Origin of the sequence: Paracoccus sp. KR1-242, from assembly GCF_049446195.1 — a bacterium.
Classification (GTDB): domain Bacteria; phylum Pseudomonadota; class Alphaproteobacteria; order Rhodobacterales; family Rhodobacteraceae; genus Paracoccus; species Paracoccus broussonetiae.
This window is the reverse complement of record NZ_JBMSED010000017.1, coordinates 40,849-60,867: the sequence shown is the minus strand read 5'-3', so window position 1 is coordinate 60,867 and position 20,019 is coordinate 40,849. Positions and strand designations below refer to the sequence as shown.

26 protein-coding genes and 1 pseudogene are annotated in these 20,019 nt (G+C 61.7%); 5 read left to right on the top strand and 22 right to left on the bottom strand.

Annotated elements, in window-relative coordinates; genetic code table 11:
* Nucleotides 1–24 precede the first annotated feature (24 nt).
* The 22 genes from ACO2Q4_RS21835 to ACO2Q4_RS21730 form a co-directional block, all read right to left on the bottom strand.
* Nucleotides 25–378: a phage tail assembly chaperone gene (locus ACO2Q4_RS21835; protein ID WP_423321931.1), complete on the bottom strand. Its 354-nt coding sequence runs from the start codon at nt 376–378 to the stop codon at nt 25–27.
* Nucleotides 378–2,795, bottom strand: coding sequence for a phage tail tape measure protein (locus ACO2Q4_RS21830; protein WP_423321930.1), 2,418 nt, complete (start codon nt 2,793–2,795; stop codon nt 378–380). Before ACO2Q4_RS21830 ends, ACO2Q4_RS21835 begins: the two co-directional genes overlap by 1 nt.
* A gap of 9 nt (nt 2,796–2,804) precedes the next feature.
* Nucleotides 2,805–4,460, bottom strand: coding sequence for a terminase large subunit (locus ACO2Q4_RS21825; protein WP_423321929.1), 1,656 nt, complete (start codon nt 4,458–4,460; stop codon nt 2,805–2,807).
* The gene (locus ACO2Q4_RS21820) at nt 4,460–4,852 is read right to left on the bottom strand and encodes a phage terminase small subunit P27 family (RefSeq protein ID WP_423321928.1); all 393 of its coding nucleotides are present in this window, start codon (nt 4,850–4,852) and stop codon (nt 4,460–4,462) included. The genes ACO2Q4_RS21825 and ACO2Q4_RS21820 overlap by 1 nt, the downstream gene beginning before the upstream one ends.
* On the bottom strand, nt 4,849–5,166 hold the full coding sequence (locus ACO2Q4_RS21815) for a head-tail adaptor protein (RefSeq protein ID WP_423321927.1): 318 nt from the start codon (nt 5,164–5,166) through the stop codon (nt 4,849–4,851). Before ACO2Q4_RS21815 ends, ACO2Q4_RS21820 begins: the two co-directional genes overlap by 4 nt.
* Nucleotides 5,163–5,570, bottom strand: a complete 408-nt coding sequence (locus ACO2Q4_RS21810) for a DUF3168 domain-containing protein (RefSeq protein WP_423321925.1) — start codon at nt 5,568–5,570, stop codon at nt 5,163–5,165. Before ACO2Q4_RS21810 ends, ACO2Q4_RS21815 begins: the two co-directional genes overlap by 4 nt.
* Nucleotides 5,567–6,025 (bottom strand): HK97 gp10 family phage protein, encoded by a 459-nt coding sequence (locus ACO2Q4_RS21805; RefSeq protein WP_423321923.1) that lies wholly within the window; start codon nt 6,023–6,025, stop codon nt 5,567–5,569. The genes ACO2Q4_RS21810 and ACO2Q4_RS21805 overlap by 4 nt, the downstream gene beginning before the upstream one ends.
* Entirely contained in the window at nt 6,025–6,321 is a 297-nt protein-coding gene (locus tag ACO2Q4_RS21800; RefSeq protein WP_423321921.1) for a head-tail connector protein, read from the bottom strand. The genes ACO2Q4_RS21805 and ACO2Q4_RS21800 overlap by 1 nt, the downstream gene beginning before the upstream one ends.
* A gap of 30 nt (nt 6,322–6,351) precedes the next feature.
* The gene (locus ACO2Q4_RS21795) at nt 6,352–6,798 is read right to left on the bottom strand and encodes a hypothetical protein (RefSeq protein WP_423321919.1); all 447 of its coding nucleotides are present in this window, start codon (nt 6,796–6,798) and stop codon (nt 6,352–6,354) included.
* 3 nt (nt 6,799–6,801) lie between these two features.
* Nucleotides 6,802–7,281, bottom strand: a complete 480-nt coding sequence (locus ACO2Q4_RS21790; RefSeq protein WP_423321917.1) for a hypothetical protein — start codon at nt 7,279–7,281, stop codon at nt 6,802–6,804.
* The gene (locus tag ACO2Q4_RS21785; protein WP_423321915.1) at nt 7,278–7,574 is read right to left on the bottom strand and encodes an HNH endonuclease signature motif containing protein; all 297 of its coding nucleotides are present in this window, start codon (nt 7,572–7,574) and stop codon (nt 7,278–7,280) included. Before ACO2Q4_RS21785 ends, ACO2Q4_RS21790 begins: the two co-directional genes overlap by 4 nt.
* Before the next feature lie 83 nt (nt 7,575–7,657).
* On the bottom strand, nt 7,658–8,038 hold the full coding sequence (locus tag ACO2Q4_RS21780; protein ID WP_423321913.1) for a hypothetical protein: 381 nt from the start codon (nt 8,036–8,038) through the stop codon (nt 7,658–7,660).
* 12 nt (nt 8,039–8,050) lie between these two features.
* Nucleotides 8,051–9,571, bottom strand: coding sequence for a phage major capsid protein (locus tag ACO2Q4_RS21775; protein ID WP_423321911.1), 1,521 nt, complete (start codon nt 9,569–9,571; stop codon nt 8,051–8,053).
* Complete coding sequence (locus ACO2Q4_RS21770; protein ID WP_423321909.1) at nt 9,571–9,957, bottom strand: hypothetical protein; 387 nt, start codon at nt 9,955–9,957, stop codon at nt 9,571–9,573. The genes ACO2Q4_RS21775 and ACO2Q4_RS21770 overlap by 1 nt, the downstream gene beginning before the upstream one ends.
* Nucleotides 9,944–11,170 (bottom strand): phage portal protein, encoded by a 1,227-nt coding sequence (locus ACO2Q4_RS21765; protein WP_423321907.1) that lies wholly within the window; start codon nt 11,168–11,170, stop codon nt 9,944–9,946. Before ACO2Q4_RS21765 ends, ACO2Q4_RS21770 begins: the two co-directional genes overlap by 14 nt.
* Nucleotides 11,171–11,232: 62 nt before the next feature.
* A complete protein-coding gene (locus ACO2Q4_RS21760; protein WP_423321905.1) occupies nt 11,233–11,457 on the bottom strand; it encodes a MerR family transcriptional regulator in 225 nt (74 codons plus the stop codon).
* Between the two features lie 169 nt (nt 11,458–11,626).
* A complete protein-coding gene (locus ACO2Q4_RS21755; RefSeq protein ID WP_423321903.1) occupies nt 11,627–11,839 on the bottom strand; it encodes a hypothetical protein in 213 nt (70 codons plus the stop codon).
* Between the two features lie 119 nt (nt 11,840–11,958).
* Nucleotides 11,959–12,471, bottom strand: a complete 513-nt coding sequence (locus tag ACO2Q4_RS21750; RefSeq protein WP_423321901.1) for a hypothetical protein — start codon at nt 12,469–12,471, stop codon at nt 11,959–11,961.
* Nucleotides 12,472–12,691: 220 nt separating this feature from the next.
* Entirely contained in the window at nt 12,692–12,904 is a 213-nt protein-coding gene (locus ACO2Q4_RS21745; protein ID WP_423321899.1) for a hypothetical protein, read from the bottom strand.
* 8 nt (nt 12,905–12,912) lie between these two features.
* On the bottom strand, nt 12,913–13,095 hold the full coding sequence (locus tag ACO2Q4_RS21740) for a helix-turn-helix transcriptional regulator (protein WP_423321897.1): 183 nt from the start codon (nt 13,093–13,095) through the stop codon (nt 12,913–12,915).
* Between the two features lie 104 nt (nt 13,096–13,199).
* Nucleotides 13,200–14,045, bottom strand: coding sequence for a hypothetical protein (locus ACO2Q4_RS21735; protein ID WP_423321896.1), 846 nt, complete (start codon nt 14,043–14,045; stop codon nt 13,200–13,202).
* Complete coding sequence (locus ACO2Q4_RS21730; protein ID WP_423321894.1) at nt 14,045–15,265, bottom strand: tyrosine-type recombinase/integrase; 1,221 nt, start codon at nt 15,263–15,265, stop codon at nt 14,045–14,047. Before ACO2Q4_RS21730 ends, ACO2Q4_RS21735 begins: the two co-directional genes overlap by 1 nt.
* A 490-nt stretch (nt 15,266–15,755) precedes the next feature.
* Between ACO2Q4_RS21730 and ACO2Q4_RS21725 the strand changes: the two are divergent.
* From ACO2Q4_RS21725 to ACO2Q4_RS21705, 5 genes and pseudogenes are all read left to right on the top strand, one after another.
* Nucleotides 15,756–16,586, top strand: a pseudogene (locus tag ACO2Q4_RS21725) (DUF3883 domain-containing protein).
* Nucleotides 16,583–17,710 carry a hypothetical protein gene (locus ACO2Q4_RS21720; RefSeq protein WP_423321892.1) on the top strand — a complete coding sequence of 376 codons (1,128 nt, stop codon included), beginning with the start codon at nt 16,583–16,585 and terminating at the stop codon, nt 17,708–17,710. Before ACO2Q4_RS21725 ends, ACO2Q4_RS21720 begins: the two are co-directional and overlap by 4 nt.
* Nucleotides 17,707–18,816, top strand: a complete 1,110-nt coding sequence (locus tag ACO2Q4_RS21715) for a radical SAM protein (RefSeq protein ID WP_423321890.1) — start codon at nt 17,707–17,709, stop codon at nt 18,814–18,816. Before ACO2Q4_RS21720 ends, ACO2Q4_RS21715 begins: the two co-directional genes overlap by 4 nt.
* Nucleotides 18,807–19,400 (top strand): PolC-type DNA polymerase III, encoded by a 594-nt coding sequence (locus ACO2Q4_RS21710; protein ID WP_423321888.1) that lies wholly within the window; start codon nt 18,807–18,809, stop codon nt 19,398–19,400. The genes ACO2Q4_RS21715 and ACO2Q4_RS21710 overlap by 10 nt, the downstream gene beginning before the upstream one ends.
* A complete protein-coding gene (locus ACO2Q4_RS21705) occupies nt 19,397–19,972 on the top strand; it encodes an AAA family ATPase (RefSeq protein ID WP_423321886.1) in 576 nt (191 codons plus the stop codon). The genes ACO2Q4_RS21710 and ACO2Q4_RS21705 overlap by 4 nt, the downstream gene beginning before the upstream one ends.
* Nucleotides 19,973–20,019 lie beyond the last annotated feature (47 nt).

Below are 20,019 nucleotides of genomic sequence, written 5' to 3'. Positions count from 1 at the left end.
GTCCTTTCATCATGTTGATTGGGTTCATCCGAGCATCGCGTCCAGAAGCGCGGTCGTAAGCGGCATCTTCGAGATTGGCGGCAGCACGTTCACCCCGTCCGGTGCCTTGGTCCGGGAATAGGCGTGATCGAGCCACGCGACATCCATCGCCAGCAGCGCGGCAACGTGCCTCGGCTCCAGCGGCAGGCGCATCAACTGGCACCATGCAGCCATCTCCGAGGGCTGGATCGGGTTAGGCCCTGCCGGGTTGTAGGTGCGGGTGCCGGAGAGGCTATGGAAGGCGTTCCAGATGGCCCGGCCAGCCTCGGGGGGCGCCACCTTCTGCCCGGCCAAAGCGGCTTTCACGGCAGCGCATAGTTGCTTGGTAAGCCGGTCCATCAAGCGTTCCTTTTTTGATAGTCCGACAGCCAGTCGGGAGTTTGCCTCTTGGCGCTCTCAAGGATCGCCTTGCCTGCCTTGGCAATTTTTGCGTCCAGCTCCTTGTCGCCGCTGGTGCCGCGCAGATCGATGGTGGAGTGGTAGGTGACGCTTCCGCCTCCGCTGCGGCCGCCGCCGCCCTGCCCGCGGGTCAGGTCCTGGACCCGTTCGCGGGGGTGCATCATGGCGAGGAAGCCGCCCTTGCCATCGAGGCCGCCAGAGCGGGGACCATCCGGGGTGTCGCCTCCGCCGTCGAAGGACAGCAGCTTTCCTAGTCCTGCGAGGAAGCCGTTGCCGCTGCCCGCAAGCCCGGCCATCGACTTCTGGATCTGCACCTGAATGATCTGCTGGATCAGTTGCAGCACGGCTTCCCTTGCCGCATCGGCCCCATCCATCGCTGCGGTGAAGATGCCCGCCACTGCTTCAGCGCCGGCTTTTCCAGCCTCTTGCACCTTTTTCAGCCGTTCAGCCGCATCGTCGGCGTTCTGCCCGGCCTTGGCATAGGCTTGCGCTAGCTGGTCGATCTGCGCCTCAAGCTCGGGCGTGATCGTCAGTCCTTCCTCCTGCGCGGAGGCGAGGAGCCGTGCCTTCTCGCTGGCATAGGCCATGGTGTCGCCGTAGTTCTCATTGCTCAGGGCCGCGGCTGCGAGAACCTGCGTCTCGATGTTCAGGGCCTCGGTGCGTTCTTTGATTTGCTGCACGTCGCGATCGAAGCCCTTGAGGCCACCCGAGCCGCCCTTGCCCTTCGACTTGCTGCCACCCCTGCCAGAGGCAGAGCGGGCCGCATCTCCGGCCAGAGACGCCGCGGCAAAGTCCGCCACCTCGGCATCGGTCAGGGTCGCCCCCATCTGCTGGGCGCGCCTGCGCACATCAGCCTTCTCCCGCTCCAGTGCGATCTGTTCCTTGGTCGCGGTGTTGCGGGCAGTCTCGGATGCGGTGAACTTGTCGTTTGCCTCGGTCATCGCCCCGGCGCTGTCCATTGAAGCCTGTTCCGCAGCCTGCCGCTGTCGCATGGCGTCCAGGTTCTTCTGATCCGCAGAGACCCCCGCAGCGCTGGCAAGCGCTCCCTTCATGCGCGAGGCGAGGGAGATGATGCCCGCGATCACGCCGCCAAGCCTGCCAAGCTGGCTGATGACGCCCTCAAAGCTCACCCGGTCGCCGGCCTCCAACTCGTCAAAGGCGTCCTTGGCCTTGACCTGCAAGTCACCCAGCTTGACCGCGAAATTCTCGCCGCTGATCTCGCCGTCACGGAAAGACCGAACCACGTCGTCCATTTCCGCCGAGACTTGCCGCAGGGCATCCGCAGCCCCGTCATAACCCCATACATCGAGCTTGCCGATCGCATCTCGGATCGCCATGCCTGCCGTGGTCGCTTCTTCGCCAAGCGCTTGATACTGGCCTTCCAGCGCGCCGAGTGCCTCCGCATTCTCGTCAACGGCATCCCGGTTGCGGGCCAAGGCATCATAGATCTCATCACCAAGGATCGCCCGGCCCTCGGTTTCGCTGTCGAAAATCTTGTCCAGCTTGGCGCGCAGATCGGTGATTTCCACCGCCGCATCGGCGGCCCCGACGATCAGGCGCTTGAAGAAATTCCCCGCCGTGGTTTGAAGGTCGCGGAAACGCTGGTCCAGTTCCTCGGCCTTCGCAATCAACTCTTGATCGAAGACCGCCCCGGTTTCATGGGCGCGATCAATGGTCGCCTGCAACGCGCCTTCGCCCTGACCGAGAAGCTCCACGAAGCGTTCGCCGCCAGTGCCGCCAAAAATCTCGTCGGCGATGCGGATCTGCGCCGCCTTGTCCATGCCCTCCAGCCGTTGCATGATTTCCAGCATCAAGGCCGAAGGGTCTTTCAGCTTCTTCTTCAGGTCCTCGGCCCGCAAGCCAAGCCGACCGAAGGCCTCTGCCGCCGGCCCGACGCCCGTGGTGATGAACTCGTCCGCGCGCAGGGAAAGTTCCTTGAAGCCATCGACCAAGGAATCAACGCTGATCCGGTTCGCCTCGGCGACATATTTCCATTCCTGGAAGGCCTGCGCCGAAAGACCGGCGCGCTTTGCCTCGTTGCCGATTTCCGCCATACTCTTAATGACCTGTCGCGAACTGCCGACGACCTCGGCCAGCCCGCCCACTGCCACGCCGCCCAGGAAGCCACCGGCCAGAGCCTTGCCCAGGCTGCCAACGCTGCCCGTCACGCTGGCGACTGACTGCCGGATATTGGCGGCAGACCGCGCCATGTCCTGTTCCATCTGCCGGGTGGCAGATCGGGAACTCTTGCGCAGGCCCTGATAGGTGCGGGTGCCACTGTTCTCGGCCCGCTTCATGTTCTTCTCGAAATCGTTGATGCGGGCTTCGAGCCGCACAACTAGCTGTTCGTCAGCCATCATTCCCTCCTAGACCGGTCCCCAGAGATCTTCGGTGAACCAGCTTGCCTTGGTGGTCATTGCGTTCTCATTGGCGGATGCGCGGGCGACGGCCATAGCAGAGGCCACTGCGCCGTCGATCGAAAGCCAGCGCTTCGGCTTGGTGAACTTCACGACATGGCCGTGGTCGTTGCGCTTCACCACGACATTGGCGAAGCAGTGCCGCAGGACCGGATGTCCCCCGTGGAAGAACTCGCCGCCAAGAAGGGCGCGTTCCAGTTCCAGCACCGCAGGCATCATCAGCGAGGGCACCTGCCGGAAATCGACCGCGGGCAATCCGGCCTCAAGGATCTTCGGCTGCACCTGGCGCGCCATGTGCGGGTCGAAGGCGATCTCCTGCACATTGAGCTCATCGCAGAGTTCGATGATGCGGCTTTCGATCTCGGCATAGTCGATGACGTTGCCGGGGGTCGCGGTGATCAGGCCTTCCTCTTGCCAACCGACATAGTTCGCGCCCGACTTGTCGGCCCGGCCCGAAACGCCGTCATCGCTCTCGGTGAAGTCGTCGCCCTCTTTCCCCTCAATCATCTCCTCGGGGCAGAAGAACCACGGCTTCACGAAATAGCCCTCGGCCAGCCGCCAGCAGGCGACAATCACCGAGAGGTCAACCGTCGAGGACAGGTCAACACCGAGCCAACACGGCTCATCCTTCAGGGCTTCCAGGTCGAAATCCTTGGCCCCGGCGTCGTAAATATCCATGTCCACGAAGGGATCGGTGGAGGCATCGAGCCAGATATTCAGCTTCAATTGCTTGAAGGATTGTCGGTCGCCGATGCTGCGCTGCGAGCGCTTGGCGTGGCGGCGGAAACCGGCAAGGCTCGGATAGCCATGTTGCAGGCCGGGGTTCACCCGGTGCCAGAGATCCTCGTCCTCCCAGTCCTCGCGCCGGTCAGCCTCGAACAGGATGGGCAGGATGGATTCGTCATCGACCTTACCCCGCGCGACATTGCGGGCATCCTCGAAAAATTCGAAGGCCAGATTGTCCTGTCCCCGCCCAGCGGTCGAGGCGACGACAAGCAAGCTGTCATCGATCTTCTCAAGGCCGGTGGTCAGGGCCTCCCAGAGGTCGCGGCCCTTCCAGATGTGGATCTCGTCGGCCAGCACGAAGCCGGGTGTGCGGCCATGCTGCGGCCCGCCATCGCCGGAGATGACTTCAAGGTAGGAGGCTTCCTTACGATAGAGCAGCTTCTTCGGCGCGTTGTGCGCGTCGTAAATATTGACCGCTGAGACCAGCCGCTTGTCCTCGCGGATGATGCCCGCCGCCTCGCGAAAGCCGATGCCGGCCTGCTTGCGATCAGCCGCGGCGAAGATCGCCTCGCCGCCCGGTCGCCGCTCCGGACCGATGGTATGTAACAGCGCCAGTGCCGCCGACAGCGAGGTCTTGCGGTTGCCGCGCGGCAGTAGCAGCGCCACGGTGTTGACGATGCGGGTTCCGTTCTCGTGCCGGGGTCCATAGATCCGGCGAACGATGCGTTCCTGCCATGGATCGAGTTGAAAGGCCCGGTTCGGCAGGATGGATTTCGGGTGGCGCAGGGCGCGCAGGAATTGCACCGCGCGCTCGCCATGGCCGAAGGGATCGGGGATCTCCGATCCGTCATACATCCATTCAGGGAAGGTGTCGGCCATCAGACAAGCCCCAGCGGGTTCGGGCTGTCGTCGCCGTCCTCGTCCTCGCGTATCGCAGGACGGGAACGGGAAACCGGTGTCAGGCCAAGTTCCGCCGCAAGCTGGCGGGCCGATGCCATAGCCTTGTCCTGCACCCGGATCAGCTTGAGCATCATCTCCGGGTCGGTCTCGATCTGGATCTTGGCCTCGGTCTCGCGCACGCGGCCGATGCAGATGCAGTAATTCTCCAGCCCGCCGAGGTCGGCGTCGGTCAAAATCTTCCGGTCCAGAAGAATTGGCATCACCCGGTCCCATTCCTTGCGGGCTTCCTCGGCCAGCCATTCGGGGGCGGCGGTAACTTCCGCAATTTCTTGCGGAAGTGCTTCGCGCAGTTGCGGCTTGGTGCCCTTCATTCCGGCCACCTCACGCAGCGCAGTTCGATGCCCTTGCGGCGGCCGATGGGCGTCACCTGCTTGATGTTGAAAGCGCCACCGTTCCAGATCACGCGATCGGCGGTGGTGATGCCGTCGAAGAAGCGGGCGCGGAAAATCACCAACTCCTCATCGCTGGCCCCGAAGCCGCGAATGAATTCTTCTGTGGTCTGATCCACCCGCTCGGTCCGAAGTTGAGCCAGCGAGGCCCAGGCTTCCACGGGCGTGCCTGCATCGTTGATGGTGGTGGTGACACGCTCGATGCGGATGGTTTCGACCAGCTTGCCCGACTTCACGCCGCCACCTCCGAAACCAGCACCTCAACCACGACCACGCCGTGCGAGTGCTCGCCATCGGGGTCGCGTAGGAAGCGCATCGAGGAGACGCAGGCATCGGCGCAGTGCAGCCCCGGAGCCAGCGTCAGACGGGCGGAGTGGATCGCGGTGCGGATGGCACCGCCGATGGTCTTCACCCCCTCCAGCGAGGGTTCCTTCTTCCAGACATGCAGGGTGTGATAGACGCGAGTATGCGTGCGGCGCAGGCTGGTACCCTCGTCCACGGCCTGACTGTCACCGAGGACGATTGCTGGCAGGACCGGCGCGGGCTGGTTCGTGTCGAGGATCTGGGCAGGCGGAACACCCACCGCCGAGGTGGTCAGGCGGGCGCGGATGGCTTTCTGCACTTCGAGATCGATGTTCATTTGGCCTCCCGTATCGCCTTGCCGATTGCCCGCTTGATCCGACCGAGGGCGCGCTTGCGACCGAGACGGAAGCCCGGCCAGAAGAACGGTTGCGCGGCGGTGCCTGGGTGCGTGCCCGCCTGCGTGCCGCTGGTGAGCATTCGAGCGCGGGTGCCAAACTCGACCAGGTGGGCATAGCGCACATCGGTATTGCCGACGGTGATGACGGCCTGGTTCTCAGGCACGGTCATTGAGCCGCCGGGCTGGGAATAGGGCGGGGTCGTGCCGCCGGGTCCAGTTACCTTGATGCTGTCGATCAGCGCGCCGGTGTCGCGTGAAGACTGAGCGGCAAGCCGCTGTAGCGTGGCGATCTCCTCCGCTGATTTCACCAGCGCAGGCTTGACCGCATCGCGTGCCGCTTTCGGGATCGCCTGCATCCGCGCCTGAAACCGGGCGAGACCTCCATCATCGGCCATCAGAAGCTCCATTCCCGATATTCGTTGACGATCTCGGTCACGCCGAAGGGCAAGAGCTTGTTCATGTCGGTGGCAGCTTCGCGGTTTTCATACCACCAGGCGGCAAGCTGCATCACTGCTTCGACCAGAGCGGGCGGCACATTCGCCGTCACCGCGCCGTCCGCTGGCGCAGGCCAGCGGGTGCGCATGGAATAGCCCAGCAGCCGGTCGATATGGTTCTCGGCTGCATCGACCTTTCCCTCGATCAGCGCGTCATCTTCGTCCTGACTTGGGGTCAGCCCGAGTTGCGCTTTCATATCCTTAAGGGGGATGAAACTATCGGGCATTCAGGCCTCCGCATTTCGGACAAGAGCGCTGGTGGGCAGAAGGTCGGCCTGTAATTTCATGATGGAATTGGCGCCGTCGAAGACCTCCAGCAGGCTCGTCACCAGCGCAAACCACGACCGGGTGGAACCGTTGGCATCCACAAGCCTGAATGGGTAGTGGTCGGGAGACCGCGCCGCCCGCCACAGGACGATCTGCCCTGCGTCTTCGGGATCGTTTGCAAGGACGATCTGCATCGGTGAGGGGGCCTGGTGGCTTTTGACAGTGAGAAGGCGCGCACCATCGTCGCAGCCCGCTGCCAGCGCCTGCGCCGTCTCCCACTCCACGCCGATCATTCCGAGTGCTTCGGTTTCCCCGATCTCCACCCAGCCGGCACCAGGCAGCGCCCCCGGCCACTCAGTGGGAGCGTCTGCGATATAGAGGCGCGCGCCAGCGGTGGGATAGAGCATGGCTCAGGCCTCGCCCGCGTCCACCTTGACGATGTTCGAGTTGACCCAGAGCGCGATGTTCAGCTTCATCACCGAGTTGGCGCTGTCGAACTGTTCCGCCGCCGAGGCTACCTTGGCGACGAAGTAGCGCTCCGAAGGGGTTCCGCCCGCAGGGGCATCGTTCAGCACCATCTTGAAGGCATAGTCGAGCGGGGTCTTTTCCGCCGCAATGACCGCGATCTGGCCGAGATCGGCCGAGTCGATGCCGCAGACGACCTCCATGCTGCCCGCATTGCGGGTGCCTTTCAGGCGGCGGGTGCGGGCCGAGTTGATGCCGTCGAAGGTGATCTCGGCGGCGGTATCGCCAACCGTGCCGAGGCCTTCCGTCTCGCCGATCTCCACCCAACCGGTGGTCGGGAAGTCAGAGAGGATGAAATCGGTCTGCTTCGTGGCAAGTGCTGCGCCGATGAAGATCTTGGTGCCGTTTACTGCATAGATGGTCATTTCTGAACCTTTCCAGAAAGACGGCGCTCCTCGCGTTGCTTCGCGCCGGAATGACAGGGAGTGCAGAGGCGCTGCCAGTTGGTCTTGTCCCAGAACAGTTTCTGGTCGCCTCGGTGCGGGGTCTTGTGATCCACCACCGCCGCGCGGGGCTTGCTGAGATCCAGCGCCTTGCCGCAGCGGGAACAGAACGGGCAGCGTTCGAGAAAGGCCCTGCTGGCCTTCTCCCATTCGCCCGTATAGCCGCGCTCGCGGCTGGTGGGTCGCTTCTTGTCAGCGCGCGCGTCACGCTCCACCTTCCGCTTCGCCTGGCAGGCACAGGTAGCGCCCGAAGGAACTACCTTGCCGCAGGAGCAGATACGGGGCGCGCGGGCTGCCATCAGGCGACGGGCCGGGTGTTAGGCGAGGTGATCGCCACAGCGCCCGCTGCAATGCTGGTGCCGCCTGCCTTGGTAAGGGCAAGGCGCACGTAGCGCTTCCAGCCGCGGTAGCCGAGGCGATAAGCACTGTCCGCCGCCAACGTGGCGGGGGCAGAGCTGTCCACCTGTTCAGCTGCAACGTCCGCCCAGCCGCTGGTGCCGGTGTCGCTTTCCTGAAGCTTCAGGCCGAAGTCGCCCGCGCTGGCAATTGCGCCGGTGTTGACCAGGAAGGCCACACCGCCGGTTTGCAGAAGGTCGATCGCCGCGCCGTTGGCTGCCGCTGCCTGAACCGCAGGGGCCAGGGCCGGGAGGGCTGCGATATTCGAGAAAAGGTCACGCATCGGTCATGCTCCTCAGCTGGTCGCCATGCGAAGTTTGCGGAAGCGCGCGGGTTGCAGCACTCCGCCGCCGACACGCCGGGTGGCGTGGATGCGGGTGATGCCGTTGATCGCGCGGGTGTAGGGATCGACCAGGACAGACATCTGGGCGCGGTCGATGATCCGATAGGCTTGCAGGTCGCCGTAGAGGATGGGTTCCTCGCCCGAGGTGCTGTCGGGCATGTCCACCATCTCGACCACGGGGCGGCCGAGGATCGTCTCGGGCTGCCCGGCCTGATAGCTGGGCTGCCACAGATAGTTGTTCTGACCATCCTTGAGGGAGCGCACGACGCCCAGCGTGGTGCCGTTCATCACCCATGCGCCGCGGTTGCGATATTGCGCCGGCAGCGCATACATCAGCTTGATCAGCGCATCGGTCGAAAGATTGGTGGCGTGGCCGTTCGCCGTGGTCGGGATGTCCGGATTGACCATCAGGCCTTCCGGTTCCAGAACGCCTTGGCCCCACAGGAAAGCCGTCGCCTCCTTCTTGCCGAAGTCCTCGGCCAGGGCGAGGCGCACTTCGGTTTCCGCTTGCGGCGCGTCTTGCAACAGGCGGTTCGAGATTTCCACGAAGGTCGCAAGTTCCTTGATGTCGATTTCCTTCTGGCCGAAGCTGATCTCCGACTCGGTGCGGGTCTGGGTCTCACCCACCCAGCGGGCATTGGTGATATCTCCGCGCGTCGGGTAGATCACCGAGGGCGCCGAGGTCGAACGCACCGAGGCATATTGCCGGATCGGGCTATACTCGATCAGGTCGCGGATGATCTCGGAGGACATCTCCGGTGGGGCGAGATAGCCGCCCTGCGGGTCGCTGGCGACAATAAGGGCCTTGCGGTCAACCTCCGGGATGTTCTGGCCGACGCGGAGATAGTTGGCGAAGGCCTTCCGTTCCTCGGTCGGTTCGTCATCGGCCTTGGTTTCGTTCTGGGGGCGGTTCAACTTCGCCTCCAGCTTGTCGAGCCGCGCGATGATCGGCGCGGGATCGGCCTTTTTCTCAAGATCGGTCATCTTGGCTTCGAGCGCCGCGATGTCCGGGGTTTCGGTGGTGTCGGTCATACTCATGTCCTTTGCTGACGTGATGCGCGCGCCGGGATGCATCGGCACCGCGACCACGCTGATTTCCAGAAGCTCGACGGTGTGGAGATCGCGGCCACCGCCCCGCCGTGCTGCCTTTCGGGTGGCCAGATAGCCGATGGACAGGCCTTGCAGCGCCTTGGCGAGGATCAAGTCCCGGATCTCGCGTGCTCGCTGGACGGATAGGGTTAGCTGCCCCTTGACGGTCAGCCCCTCGACGGTCTCGACGCCTTCTTGCCAAACCCCGATCACCTCGCCCTGATCGTGGCCGGCCAGCATCGGAAGCGGAAAGGAAGCGCCGGCGAAGGCCCCCTTGTGAACGATGTCGCCGCCACGATCCGCGGTGCCGAATACCGAGGCCAGACCCTCGATACGGCCTTCCTCGTCAACGCTGAAAGCGGCCTTGCATTCGATCCGCTCCATCAGCGCCCCCTGAACGCGGCACGGTCAGAGGCAAAACCATCGACCTGCTGTTGCACCCACAGAGCCGCCTTGAGCAGGCGCAGGACGTTGGCGTGGTTGAACGGGACCGGTTCGCCGTCTTCCTTCACGTCCCAGCCGAGAACGCAGCGGGCCAGTGAGTTGAGGCGGGCCTTCTCGCGATCGAGGGCAGAGACCATGCCATCGGCATCTGCCGCGGCTGCGAGGTCATCCACCATCTGAAGCCGTGCGCGCGCTTGGGTGGCACTATCGGGGCCGGCGATGCGCAGAGTGATCCCGGTTGCCTTGCCGGACACAGGGTCCAGCAGGTCGAAGTCACGACCGCGATCCTGATCCTGCGCGTCTGCGAGAATGTCATTCAGTTGCATTGTCGTCCTCGTCAGTGGGCTGACCTTCTTCTGATCTGGAAGAAGGTTTCGCAGGGGTCTCGGAGATGTGCGGGTTCAAAAACTCGTCGCCGCCTTCGCGGGGCGGCAGGCCGATCCATGCCCGGCTTTCGTTCGGATTGATGACCTGCGACGAAATCAGGCTGCTGATCGTCGTGGCGCGGGTCTGGAGATCCGCCCGCGTCAGGTCATCACGATCGAAGCGAATGACGTGGTTCTGCCGCTCCTCGTCCGAGAACAGCGCCCGGCGCAGCGCGCCTTCCAAGCCTCTCAGCCAAGGCTCCAATGTGTAGCTCAGGAACTCGCGGCCCTTTTGTTCCGAGTTCGACCAGGTTGCGCGCTCCAGGTCGCCCAGCATCGGCGACGGGATGTTGAACGCACGACCAATCTCCTGGATCTGGAACTTGCGGTTTTCGAGGAATTGCGCGTCGGTCGAGGCGAAGGTGAAAGGCTCGAAGGTCATTCCGTCGAACAGGAACGCCGTGCGACCCTGATCCTCGCCCTCATGCGCCACGCGCCACGCCGCACGCGCCGCCTTGATGGCTTCCTCGCCCATGCCTTTGGGGATCATCAGCGCGCCCGAGGGACGGGCACCACGACCGAACAGCTTGGCCGCATGACGGTCCAGCGCCACGGCAATCCCGATGGCTTCCCGTGCCAGTGACAGGGGCGCACGTTCCAGAGGCGGCAGAAGATGGATCACGTCACGCGCGGGAACGGGCCGATTGCCAACCCGATACTTGCGCTCGCCGGTCTCCAGATCGAGGTCGAAGGTCAGCACAGAGCGGCGATAACGGATAATCTCTTGCGGCCGGTCGTTCGGGCGGTTGATCCACGCCAGCCCGCCGCGATCGTCCATCAGGGCGTCCCTGACGATCTGTCGGATCATCTCGAAGCCGGATGTCCAGTCGTTCGACTCGTTGCGCAGGAGATCCAGAACCGGATGGTCCGGCACGTCGATCTCGGTCTCGCCCTCGATGCGTTTGACGTAAACATCGAGCGAGGCGACAGCTTCGGAAATCAACTGAACTGCGTTCGCCACGGCGGGAACCTGCATTGCGTCCGCTTGGGACACGACGATGCCGGTTGAGGTGGCCTCGGTCAGACCGAAAATGGCCAGCACCGCCTGATCAGGCGAGGCCAGCGACTTCTGTTCGGTCGGCTGCACTTTGCGGGTGAAGGGCCACAGTTTCATAGGGCCATGATACGGCCCCACGATTTACCACGTCAGATTGCAAAACCTTGCAAAACATAGGTTTATCTGGCGCAGAGCCAGTTTTTCAGCGCGATCCGGGTGGAGTAGTAGCGACCACCTGGCTTGCTGATGGGCGCGTCTGTCTTTCTATGCCAACGGCGCACCGTGTCAACGCTGACGCCGGCCACGCGGGCGATTTCGGGCAGTCCCCAGAGCGCCCGATCCGGGTCCAGCACCTCGTCTGCACGCCAGCGATCGAGCGGCGGTTGATCGAAATTCTGCGTCACTTCGAAAACTCCAATTTCGTCATATCTTGCACGCGCTTCCCCGCGCCGGTCCCCACCCTTGGGGCAAAGGTCCAGACCACCCCCCGGTTGCGTCCCGCGATGCTGCTGCTGCCTGCGCCCCAGACGCCGTTCCGCCTGCCGGCGGGCGCTTTGCGCCGTTCATGCTGGATCATGTCGCCACCCGGTCAATGACGGGCAGACCGTGCACTCGGGCGACCCTTTCAGCATCGATGATGGCGTCTTCGTAACTGCGCCCGCTCCAGAGCAACTGATGCGAGATCTCGCCACTCACACCGAGGTCAACGATCAGGAGCGTGACGAACAAGTCGGGGCCGATGCAGACGATCGCCACATAGTCCAGGCAGTTGGCAGGCCGGGTCATCTTCACCTCTGGTAGTGGTAGATAAGGATGTCCTGATTTTGATGACTGGCGAGGTCCTGAAATCGGCTGTTTTCGTCTTGGTTTTGATGACTGGCCGTCATGGTTTTGATGACTGGGGTTCACGTTTTCGTCCTCATTTTGATGACGTTACGTCCTGATTTTGATGACGGGGTTTTGTTTTCACGACCGTTGCGACCAGTCGGGTTCACCGGGGCATGCCCACTGACAGGGAAGTCATGTCCGGGGCGCCAATGCAGATACAGCTTCTTGCCAGAGTTGCTGTCGCTTCCCGGTATCGCCAGTTCGGTGATCTCATAGGTGGGCGGCGCACCCTTGCCCTCGACGCCCATCCGGCCATGGCTGGTCAGTAGAAGGAAGCCCTTGGCCTGTAGGTCGTGGAAGGCCCGAGCCGCTGTATCGCGACCGCAACCCACGCGCTCAGCGGCCGTGCGGACTGCCAAGCTGATCTTGCCGTTGTTATTCGCCTGAGGGCCTTTCCATTCCATCTTGATCCACGGATAGAGCGCCTGCCCGGTTGCGGTCAGCGCGCGCCATGCGGGCGTCTCCATGGTGCTGCGGAGCATCTTGGTCCAATGCTCCGTGGCTGCCTCATTCTTGCGGTCGCGCCCCATTACTTACCCCGCGCATGCAGTTGCCGGTGATGCTGCCGGCAGAGCCAACGCACATCGCCAGGGCGGTCATAATCAGGATGATGAGCCTCGGCCTTGGCCCCGCATTGTTCGCAGGGCTGGGGCGTGAGAACGCCGAGGCGCTTGAGAGTTTCGACGTAGAGGTGAGCGGCGTAGCGCCGGGGATTTGCCCGACGCCATTTCTGTTGACGGGTGGGGGCTTTCAAAGGCTGCCCTCCACCAGTCCCGTCAGCCCTTCGTCAGAGAGAGCCTGGCGAACCTGATTGGCGTGGCCGGGCGAAAGACAGAAGATGGTCTCTTCCAATTCCCCAGGGCGATTTACCAATACGGCGTGCTGGCCGCAAAGGGTGGTGACGCGGAAATGCCCCTTCGGCTTGAGAAGGAGCAGTTCGTCCAGAGTGCGTGCGATAATCATTAATCACCTCACGCAGCCACAGGACGCGAGGCCAGCCACTCGAGGATCTGCTCCTCAGGCCACGCGACGGCTTTTCGGGTGAGTTTGATGGGCTTGGGGAATTCCCCGTCGCTCATCATGCGATAAATGGTCGAACGGCCAAGGCCGGTGAGAGACTCAACCTCAGTGCGGCGAATGTAACGAGATGCCATAACGGATTCTCCTGCATGGTAAGGGCTTATGCAGGAATAATAATGGCGCGCCCTGCTGGGACATTGGCGGGCACTGTCACAGATTTCATTGGGACAGTGCGGGGCTATGTCCCAGAATTATGCCGATACCACGCCTTCCTGTTGGCATCCCCGCTCTTTCCAATTCCCCGTCTGGCCGCAATGTCGGCAGCTTGTGCGGGCTTCTTGCCTTGAGCGATAAGACGAGACATCTCATCCAAGATCGCTTCACGACTAGCGACTGCCGCCATGGCGCGTGCTTCTCCACCGGCCTTCGCTGCGGCCATAATTGCATCTGCTTTAACGGCGCCACTTTCCACGCCATAGACTAAACATTCTAAGTCACGGAGGATGTAGCCGGCCGAAAAGTCGTTTCCGGTAATGTAATAGTGGAAATCATAAAGCGCCGCTAAATATGCAGGAGAGGAATGAGGCAGCTCAAGATAGCAGTATTCAAATTCCGCAGCCGTTGCCCAGTTCTCACCGAATTTTTTCTTTATGCGGCTAACACGCTTAGGCCCCAAAAACTCTAGCACATGAGGAGATGTTACAAGGCCGTTGTTTATACCTGCGTCCTTCAGAACTTGCCAAGGCAGGGCGCCATCACTATCACCTATATTTAGCCAATCCCCCGCTGCGTCAGTATCCATCAAATTTTCTATTCGAGTTCGCATATATGCGGAGTGCCGCCTCATGTCCAATTTATCGGTAATATCGGCTCCTGGAGGGAATTGATCAACGAAGTCGCGCGCTGAGTCTTCGGAATCAAATGGAAAGAAGGACGTTTTCGACGGAAGTGTGCCGGCCTTCGTGGTTATCATCACCAGCCAAGTTGGTTCGTTTGATGGGTAGGAGGAGTTTGGGAAATGTCCGGGAGCAAACACTTCGGCATGCTTGAGAATAGTTTTTCTTGCGGCGTCCCTGATTTCCATCACCCAATCCTCACGACTTTGGCGCTCTGGTCCGCCAGGTAGAATGCCCACGCCTCGCCAAGAGCGCGGCGCTTATCCATCAGTTCCGAGCGAGCATAAGCCGCCTCGGCCTTGTCCTTGATCGTGTGCGCCAATGCAGCCTCAGCGACCTCTCGTGCGAACGTGGTCTTCTCCTGAGTCCAAGTGCGGAAGGACGTGCGGAAGCCGTGAATGTCGATGTCATATCCGTTCTCACGCACGAGCTTGAGAAGCGTGGCGTCTGAAAGGGGCTTGCCTTTCACCGTTCCGGGGAAGACCAGCGCCTCGGGGTCCATGTGATCGGAAATGGTCTTGGCCTGTTCCAGCACCTCTGCTGCCGCCTCTGCTAGTGGCACGCTATGCGCCTTCTTCGCCTTCATCACCTCGGCCGGCCGCGTCCACACGGGACCACCTGCGGCCTTCCAATCCACCTGCCCCCATCGCGCCAGCCTGACCTCGCCAGAGCGGCTGGCGGTCAGGACAAGAAGCCTGAGGGCGAGCTTAGTGGAGATCCCTGCCCCACTACTCTCTATGATCTGCATGCAGGTCGCCACATCGGTATAGGCCAGTGCTTTGCGGTGCGCCTTCTCCTGCTTGTCCTTGGGCAAGGCCTGCGTGATCGCCATTGACGGGTCATCCTGTCGCCAGCCCTTCGCCACCGCCCATTTCATGACCATCCCAATCCGCTGCTTAAGGCGACGGGCTGTCTCCCGCTTGGTGTTCCAGATCGGGGAAAGCACGGCCAGCACATCAGCGGTCGTCACGTCGCTGACCTTCCTTTTGCCGAGGCGTGGGAATGCATAGGTTTCGAGAGTGGTGATGAACTGCTGCCCATGCTTCACGTTCCGCCACGTGGGGAGGTGGAGCTTGTGAACGGTGCGGGATGCCTCAGCGAAGGTCGGCACTTCCTCAGCGTCTCGGCGGGCTTGCAACGGATCTATGCCGGCGTGAACGGTCCGCTTGTTCTCCAGCGCGGCCTCTCTCGCCTTCGCCAATGTGACGACAGGCGGGCTTCCCAGACCAAGCTCCCGCCGCTTGCCGTGGACCGTGATCCTCTGCACCCAGGACCGGGCGCCGTTCGGCTTGACCATGAGGTAAAGCCCCAACCCGCCGCCGTCATGATACTTGCCAGGCTCAAGTGGATTTTTGACTTGCATCGCCGTCAAGCGGTTGCTTGGTCTTCGGGTTGTGGTTTCCTGCAAATGATCCCCCTGCCGTTCCCCCTGCATGATTGTGAAGGTATGGGACGAAGCGGGAACATTCAAGACATATCGACCTACCTTTATCGTTAGTTTTCATGGGGGTTAGGACGACGTGGGAAGGCGCGGGAAGGTCTCCTTGTGGACACCTCCTCCGCCACTTGGCTTGGCAAAACCAATCTCCTCGCATGGCGGCACTCCTATTTTCTCGTTGTTTTCGAGGGTTATGGCTGTGCGCCGCTTCACCGACGATGATCCATTAGGTGCGAACTTCGTTCTCCACTCGCCAAATTCTCCAAAACTGTTGCCTGAGCCATTTTCGGTGAAGTGAGCATATCGGTATGTTTTAGCTAAATAATTTTGCGACACTTCGTCGAGTTCGATCTCTGTTCCAAGCCAAGTGGAAGGTACCGAAATCGAGCATTCGCCAAGCTTTGGCGTCGGATCAACTTTGCCGGTGACAGCCGGATGCTCCCGCCCTAGCCTCACACACATGACATCCGAGAACTGGTCAGACGCTGAAAACGACATGATCGTCGCGGCTTGGTTCACCATGCTCGGCGCCGAAATCGGCGGAACTGCCTATAACAAGGCGGCTCAGAACCGGGCATTGCAAGCGGCCCTCGGCCGAAGTCGGGGCTCGATAGAATTCAAGCTCTGCAACATTTCGGCAGCTGCGAAAGCATTCGCCTTGCCGGTGATCGAGGGATACAAACCTCGGTTCAACTTTCAGATGTCACTTGCCGAGGCGATCTCCCGCTGGCTGGCGAAGCATCCGGCAGGGGAGGTCGCGCTCAGCCCGCGATCTCAATCCGGTCTGGCGGAGGTCGGTCCGCTCTTCGTTGGTGTCGCGCTCACGCTGCGCAACTCTCCCTCGCCCATAGAGCTGACCCAGCTTTAGGCCGTCGCGCGACGCTTCGACGTGGCCGGGCGGGATGCCCGCAATCGAGCGCTCGGCCATGCGGGCGAAGAGCGCGCCTTCCATCATGAGCGCATGGTGCTGCGACAGCACGGCCGGTATGACCTGGCAGGAAGGGTCCGCTGGGTTTCGGCTGAGGATGGCGATGGAGCCGGCTATGATATCGCAAGCTTCACCCCCGAAGGACGAGAGCGGCTGATCGAAGTCAAGACCACCACGGGCTGGGAGCGCACCCCTTTCCATATCTCGAGCAACGAACTCGAGGTCGCCGAATCCCGGCGCGAGGACTGGTGCCTGTTTCGACTCTACGACTTTGCCCGGGAGCCGCGCGCCTTCGAGCTGAGGCCTCCGCTGGAGGCCCATGTTGCGCTGACCCCGACCAGCTTTCAGGCGAGCTTCCAATGATCGATCAGACACCCGCTGAGCGCCACTTCGCCCGCACCGTCGGCATCGATTACTCCGGGGCGGAGACAGCCGAGTCGAGCCTGAGGGGGCTGCGGGTTTACCGCTCGGACGATGATCTCGCGCCGGAGGAGGCCGCACCTCCGCCAGGCGCAAGGAAATACTGGACCAGACGCGGTCTCGCGGATTGGCTGATCGCACTCGTCTCGGACGGAATCCCCACGATCATCGGTATCGATCATGGCTTCTCCTTCCCGATGCGCTATTTCGAACGACATCGCTTGGAGCCCGACTGGTCGTGCTTCCTCGAGGACTTCTGCGCCCATTGGCCCACCGATGCACCCAACACCTATGTCGATTTCATCCGCCACGGTGCCATGGGAGCAGGACGAGATCGGCAGGGCGAACGACGCTGGAGGCGCCTGACCGAAGAGGCCGCCGGGTCCGCGAAATCGGTCTTTCACTTCGACGTCCAGGAATCGGTGGCCAAATCCACACATGCCGGGATCCCATGGCTTCGTCACATCCGTGCCGCTCGGCCCGAGCTTCACTTCTGGCCCTTCGACGGCTGGTCGCCAGCGCCCCGAACCTCAGTAATTGCCGAGGTCTACCCGAGGCTCTGGAGCGCTGCTTACCCACTCGAGGGACGCAGCGCGGATCAGCACGACGCCTATTCGGTTGCCCGCTGGCTGCAGGAGGCGGATCGGGACGGTACCCTTCAAAGCGCGTTGCGGCCACCTGAGCCGCAACCGATCGCCACGACGGCTATGGTGGAAGGCTGGATCCTCGGAGTGGAGTGGTCTGAAGCGCCCAAGCTGAGCGCGAGGAGGACGAAGGTTAAATCGACCCCGCACCGCACAGTATCACTGGGAATCTCGGTCGAAGATCTTAGCCTACTGGAGTACGATCTTCCGGATCATTCTGGCGAGGACGGCCTGCACTACGGTTACAACGTCTACTTCCTGGAAGGCTCCGACGCTGAGGGCCTCGCGCGTGTTTCAGGGCTAGGCGAACAGGATTGGTTGCGGATCGGTCCGCTGGGTGCCAACGATGGCGAGGCCGAGCAGGACCGTTTGACTCGACCTCGGCCATATCTGTTCATCATCGCGCGGAAACGTCATACATGAAAGAACTGAGGATCGCTGGCCACGAACTACCTGCCGCCTTGCGGCAGGTTGTCGACTACCGGAAATCCGGCCTAAGTCTTAACCATGTTGTGGGTTGCCCGCTCGATTGCGGTTATTGTGTTCGGCATCTCTTCGACAACTTCGACATGAAAAAGCCTCACCTAGTCATGTCGGATGAAGAGGCTATTGCAACGCTGGTTGGCCACTGGGCATTCAGGGCGCACGGGACCCCCATCCAGATATTTAACCGTGCCACCGACCCCTTTCTCCCCACAGTCAAGGATCATCTCTTCCGCTGTCTGGAGAGCCTTGATGAGCGCGGACTGAGGAACCCCGTCCTAGTGATCACGCGATGGCACGTGCTGCCTGAGGACGTCGGGCGCTTGGCTCGCCTCAAGAATCTAAGAGTGACGGTGCTCGTAACTTGGTCCGGGATAGAGGATGCAAAGATTGAGCCTGTCGACTGCGCGATCGCCGAGGAATCCCTCCGGGTATTGGCGAACGGAAGGGGCCGGGTGCACTCGATCCTCTACTGGCGACCAATCGTGGCGGGGTTGAATGACGGAGATGAACACATCGCGAGGGCAAGGGAGCTTGCCGCGCTCGCCGATGCCACGGTGTTCACCGGGTTGTTCTATCGCAACGAGATCCGCGACTATTTCGAGTCCATCGGGGTGCCCGATCTCTATGACGATGTTGCGCGGCGCAAGATCCTTCCCAAGGCCGTCGAAGCGAAGATCATCGCAGCCTTTGATACTCTGCCAATCTTTCGGAAGACGTCCTGCGGTATCGCCTATGCCCATGGCATCCCAGACTACAATGGCCACTACGGAATTCGGGAAATCTGCGACATCTGCCCTTCGCGGCAATTGGAGGTTTGCAAAGATGCTCATCGTGTACCCGACGAAGCGGAAATCCATGCTCTGGCGCTGAAGGCAAGCCTATATACTGATCAGATCACTTGGGACGACCGAAGGATTGTGGTTGCCGAAAGTCAGGAACAGCAGCGATACTTCATGCAGCACTCTCTGAATTTCCAAGTTCATGACCGCAATCAACCGCATTACTACGGACGGCATGGGAAGGCTGACATCGGATGGACTTGAGCCGAGAGACCTTCTGGGCGGTCGACGTTGAGGGCAACGGCGCCACGCCACCGGAAATTGTCGAGATTGCAATTGTCGAAGTGCGCGACCTCATGCTGGAGCAACGCCGCTTGGAATGGCTCGTCAAACCCCAAGGGCAGATCTCGCCGCGGGTTACCCGTATACATGGCATCACCGATGAGGATGTAGCTCGGTCCCCCGACATCGAAGAGATTGCCGATGACATAATGACCTGGACCAGTGAGGGCAAGATTCTTGGCCACAACGTGAAGGTCGAGGTAGACGCGATTACGCGGGCAATTCCGGAGTGGCGACCGACGGTGGCCATCGACACGCTAAAGCTCGCCCGGATCGCCTTACCGGGACGAAGTTCCTACAGCCTCGAGAATTTGGGCAGCGATCTTGGCCTGAGCGAGATCGCGGCGCGGGAGAGCGGCAAGCGGCACCACTCGGCATTGTTCGATTCAATCCTGACAGGCCTGCTCTTCATCCGCCTAGTGTCCGAACTTCCCGAAGGCCGGAGGCAGTCGGTGCTTGCCAACTGCGACATTCTGAACTCCAATCAAGGAGAGCTGCGGCTGTGAAGCGACCCTTCAAAATCGGCGTGGCCGGCTCGCATTCCACAGGCAAGTCCACCTTAGTGAAGGCCCTCGGTGATCGTCTTGTGGGCCGGGGTCTCAAGGTGGGCCATGTCGATGATCTCGCGCGGCGCGCCCGTGACCTCGGGTTTCCGATCTTGCGCGATCACACCTTCGAAAGCACAATCTGGATCATGGCGGAGTGCATGAGGCAAGAGGCCGAGCAGTCCCGTTCCTGTGATGTCATCCTGGTCGACCGGCCCGTTCCTGATGCTCTCGGTTATCTGAATGCTGCACTCGCCGTCACCGGCAGGAAAATCGATCCAGCTCGGCTTCTAGAGCTCGAGAGCATAGCGCGCGCCCACATGGGCGAATACGACGTTCTCGTCGTTACCACCCTCGACACTTCGATACCGCTGGGACCAGGGCGGGATGACGATCCGTTATTCAGAAAAGCTGCGTCGGATGCTGTGGCGAGTTTGATCAACGAAGCCCGCCCGGATGCACTGTCGATGACTTCGGGCAATCCTGCAGAGATGATCGAAACGATACTCGGGAAACTCGAAATGCGTGCGTGATGGAAGTACGATCGACCAATTGGGATCTGCGCGGAAACGGGTGGATG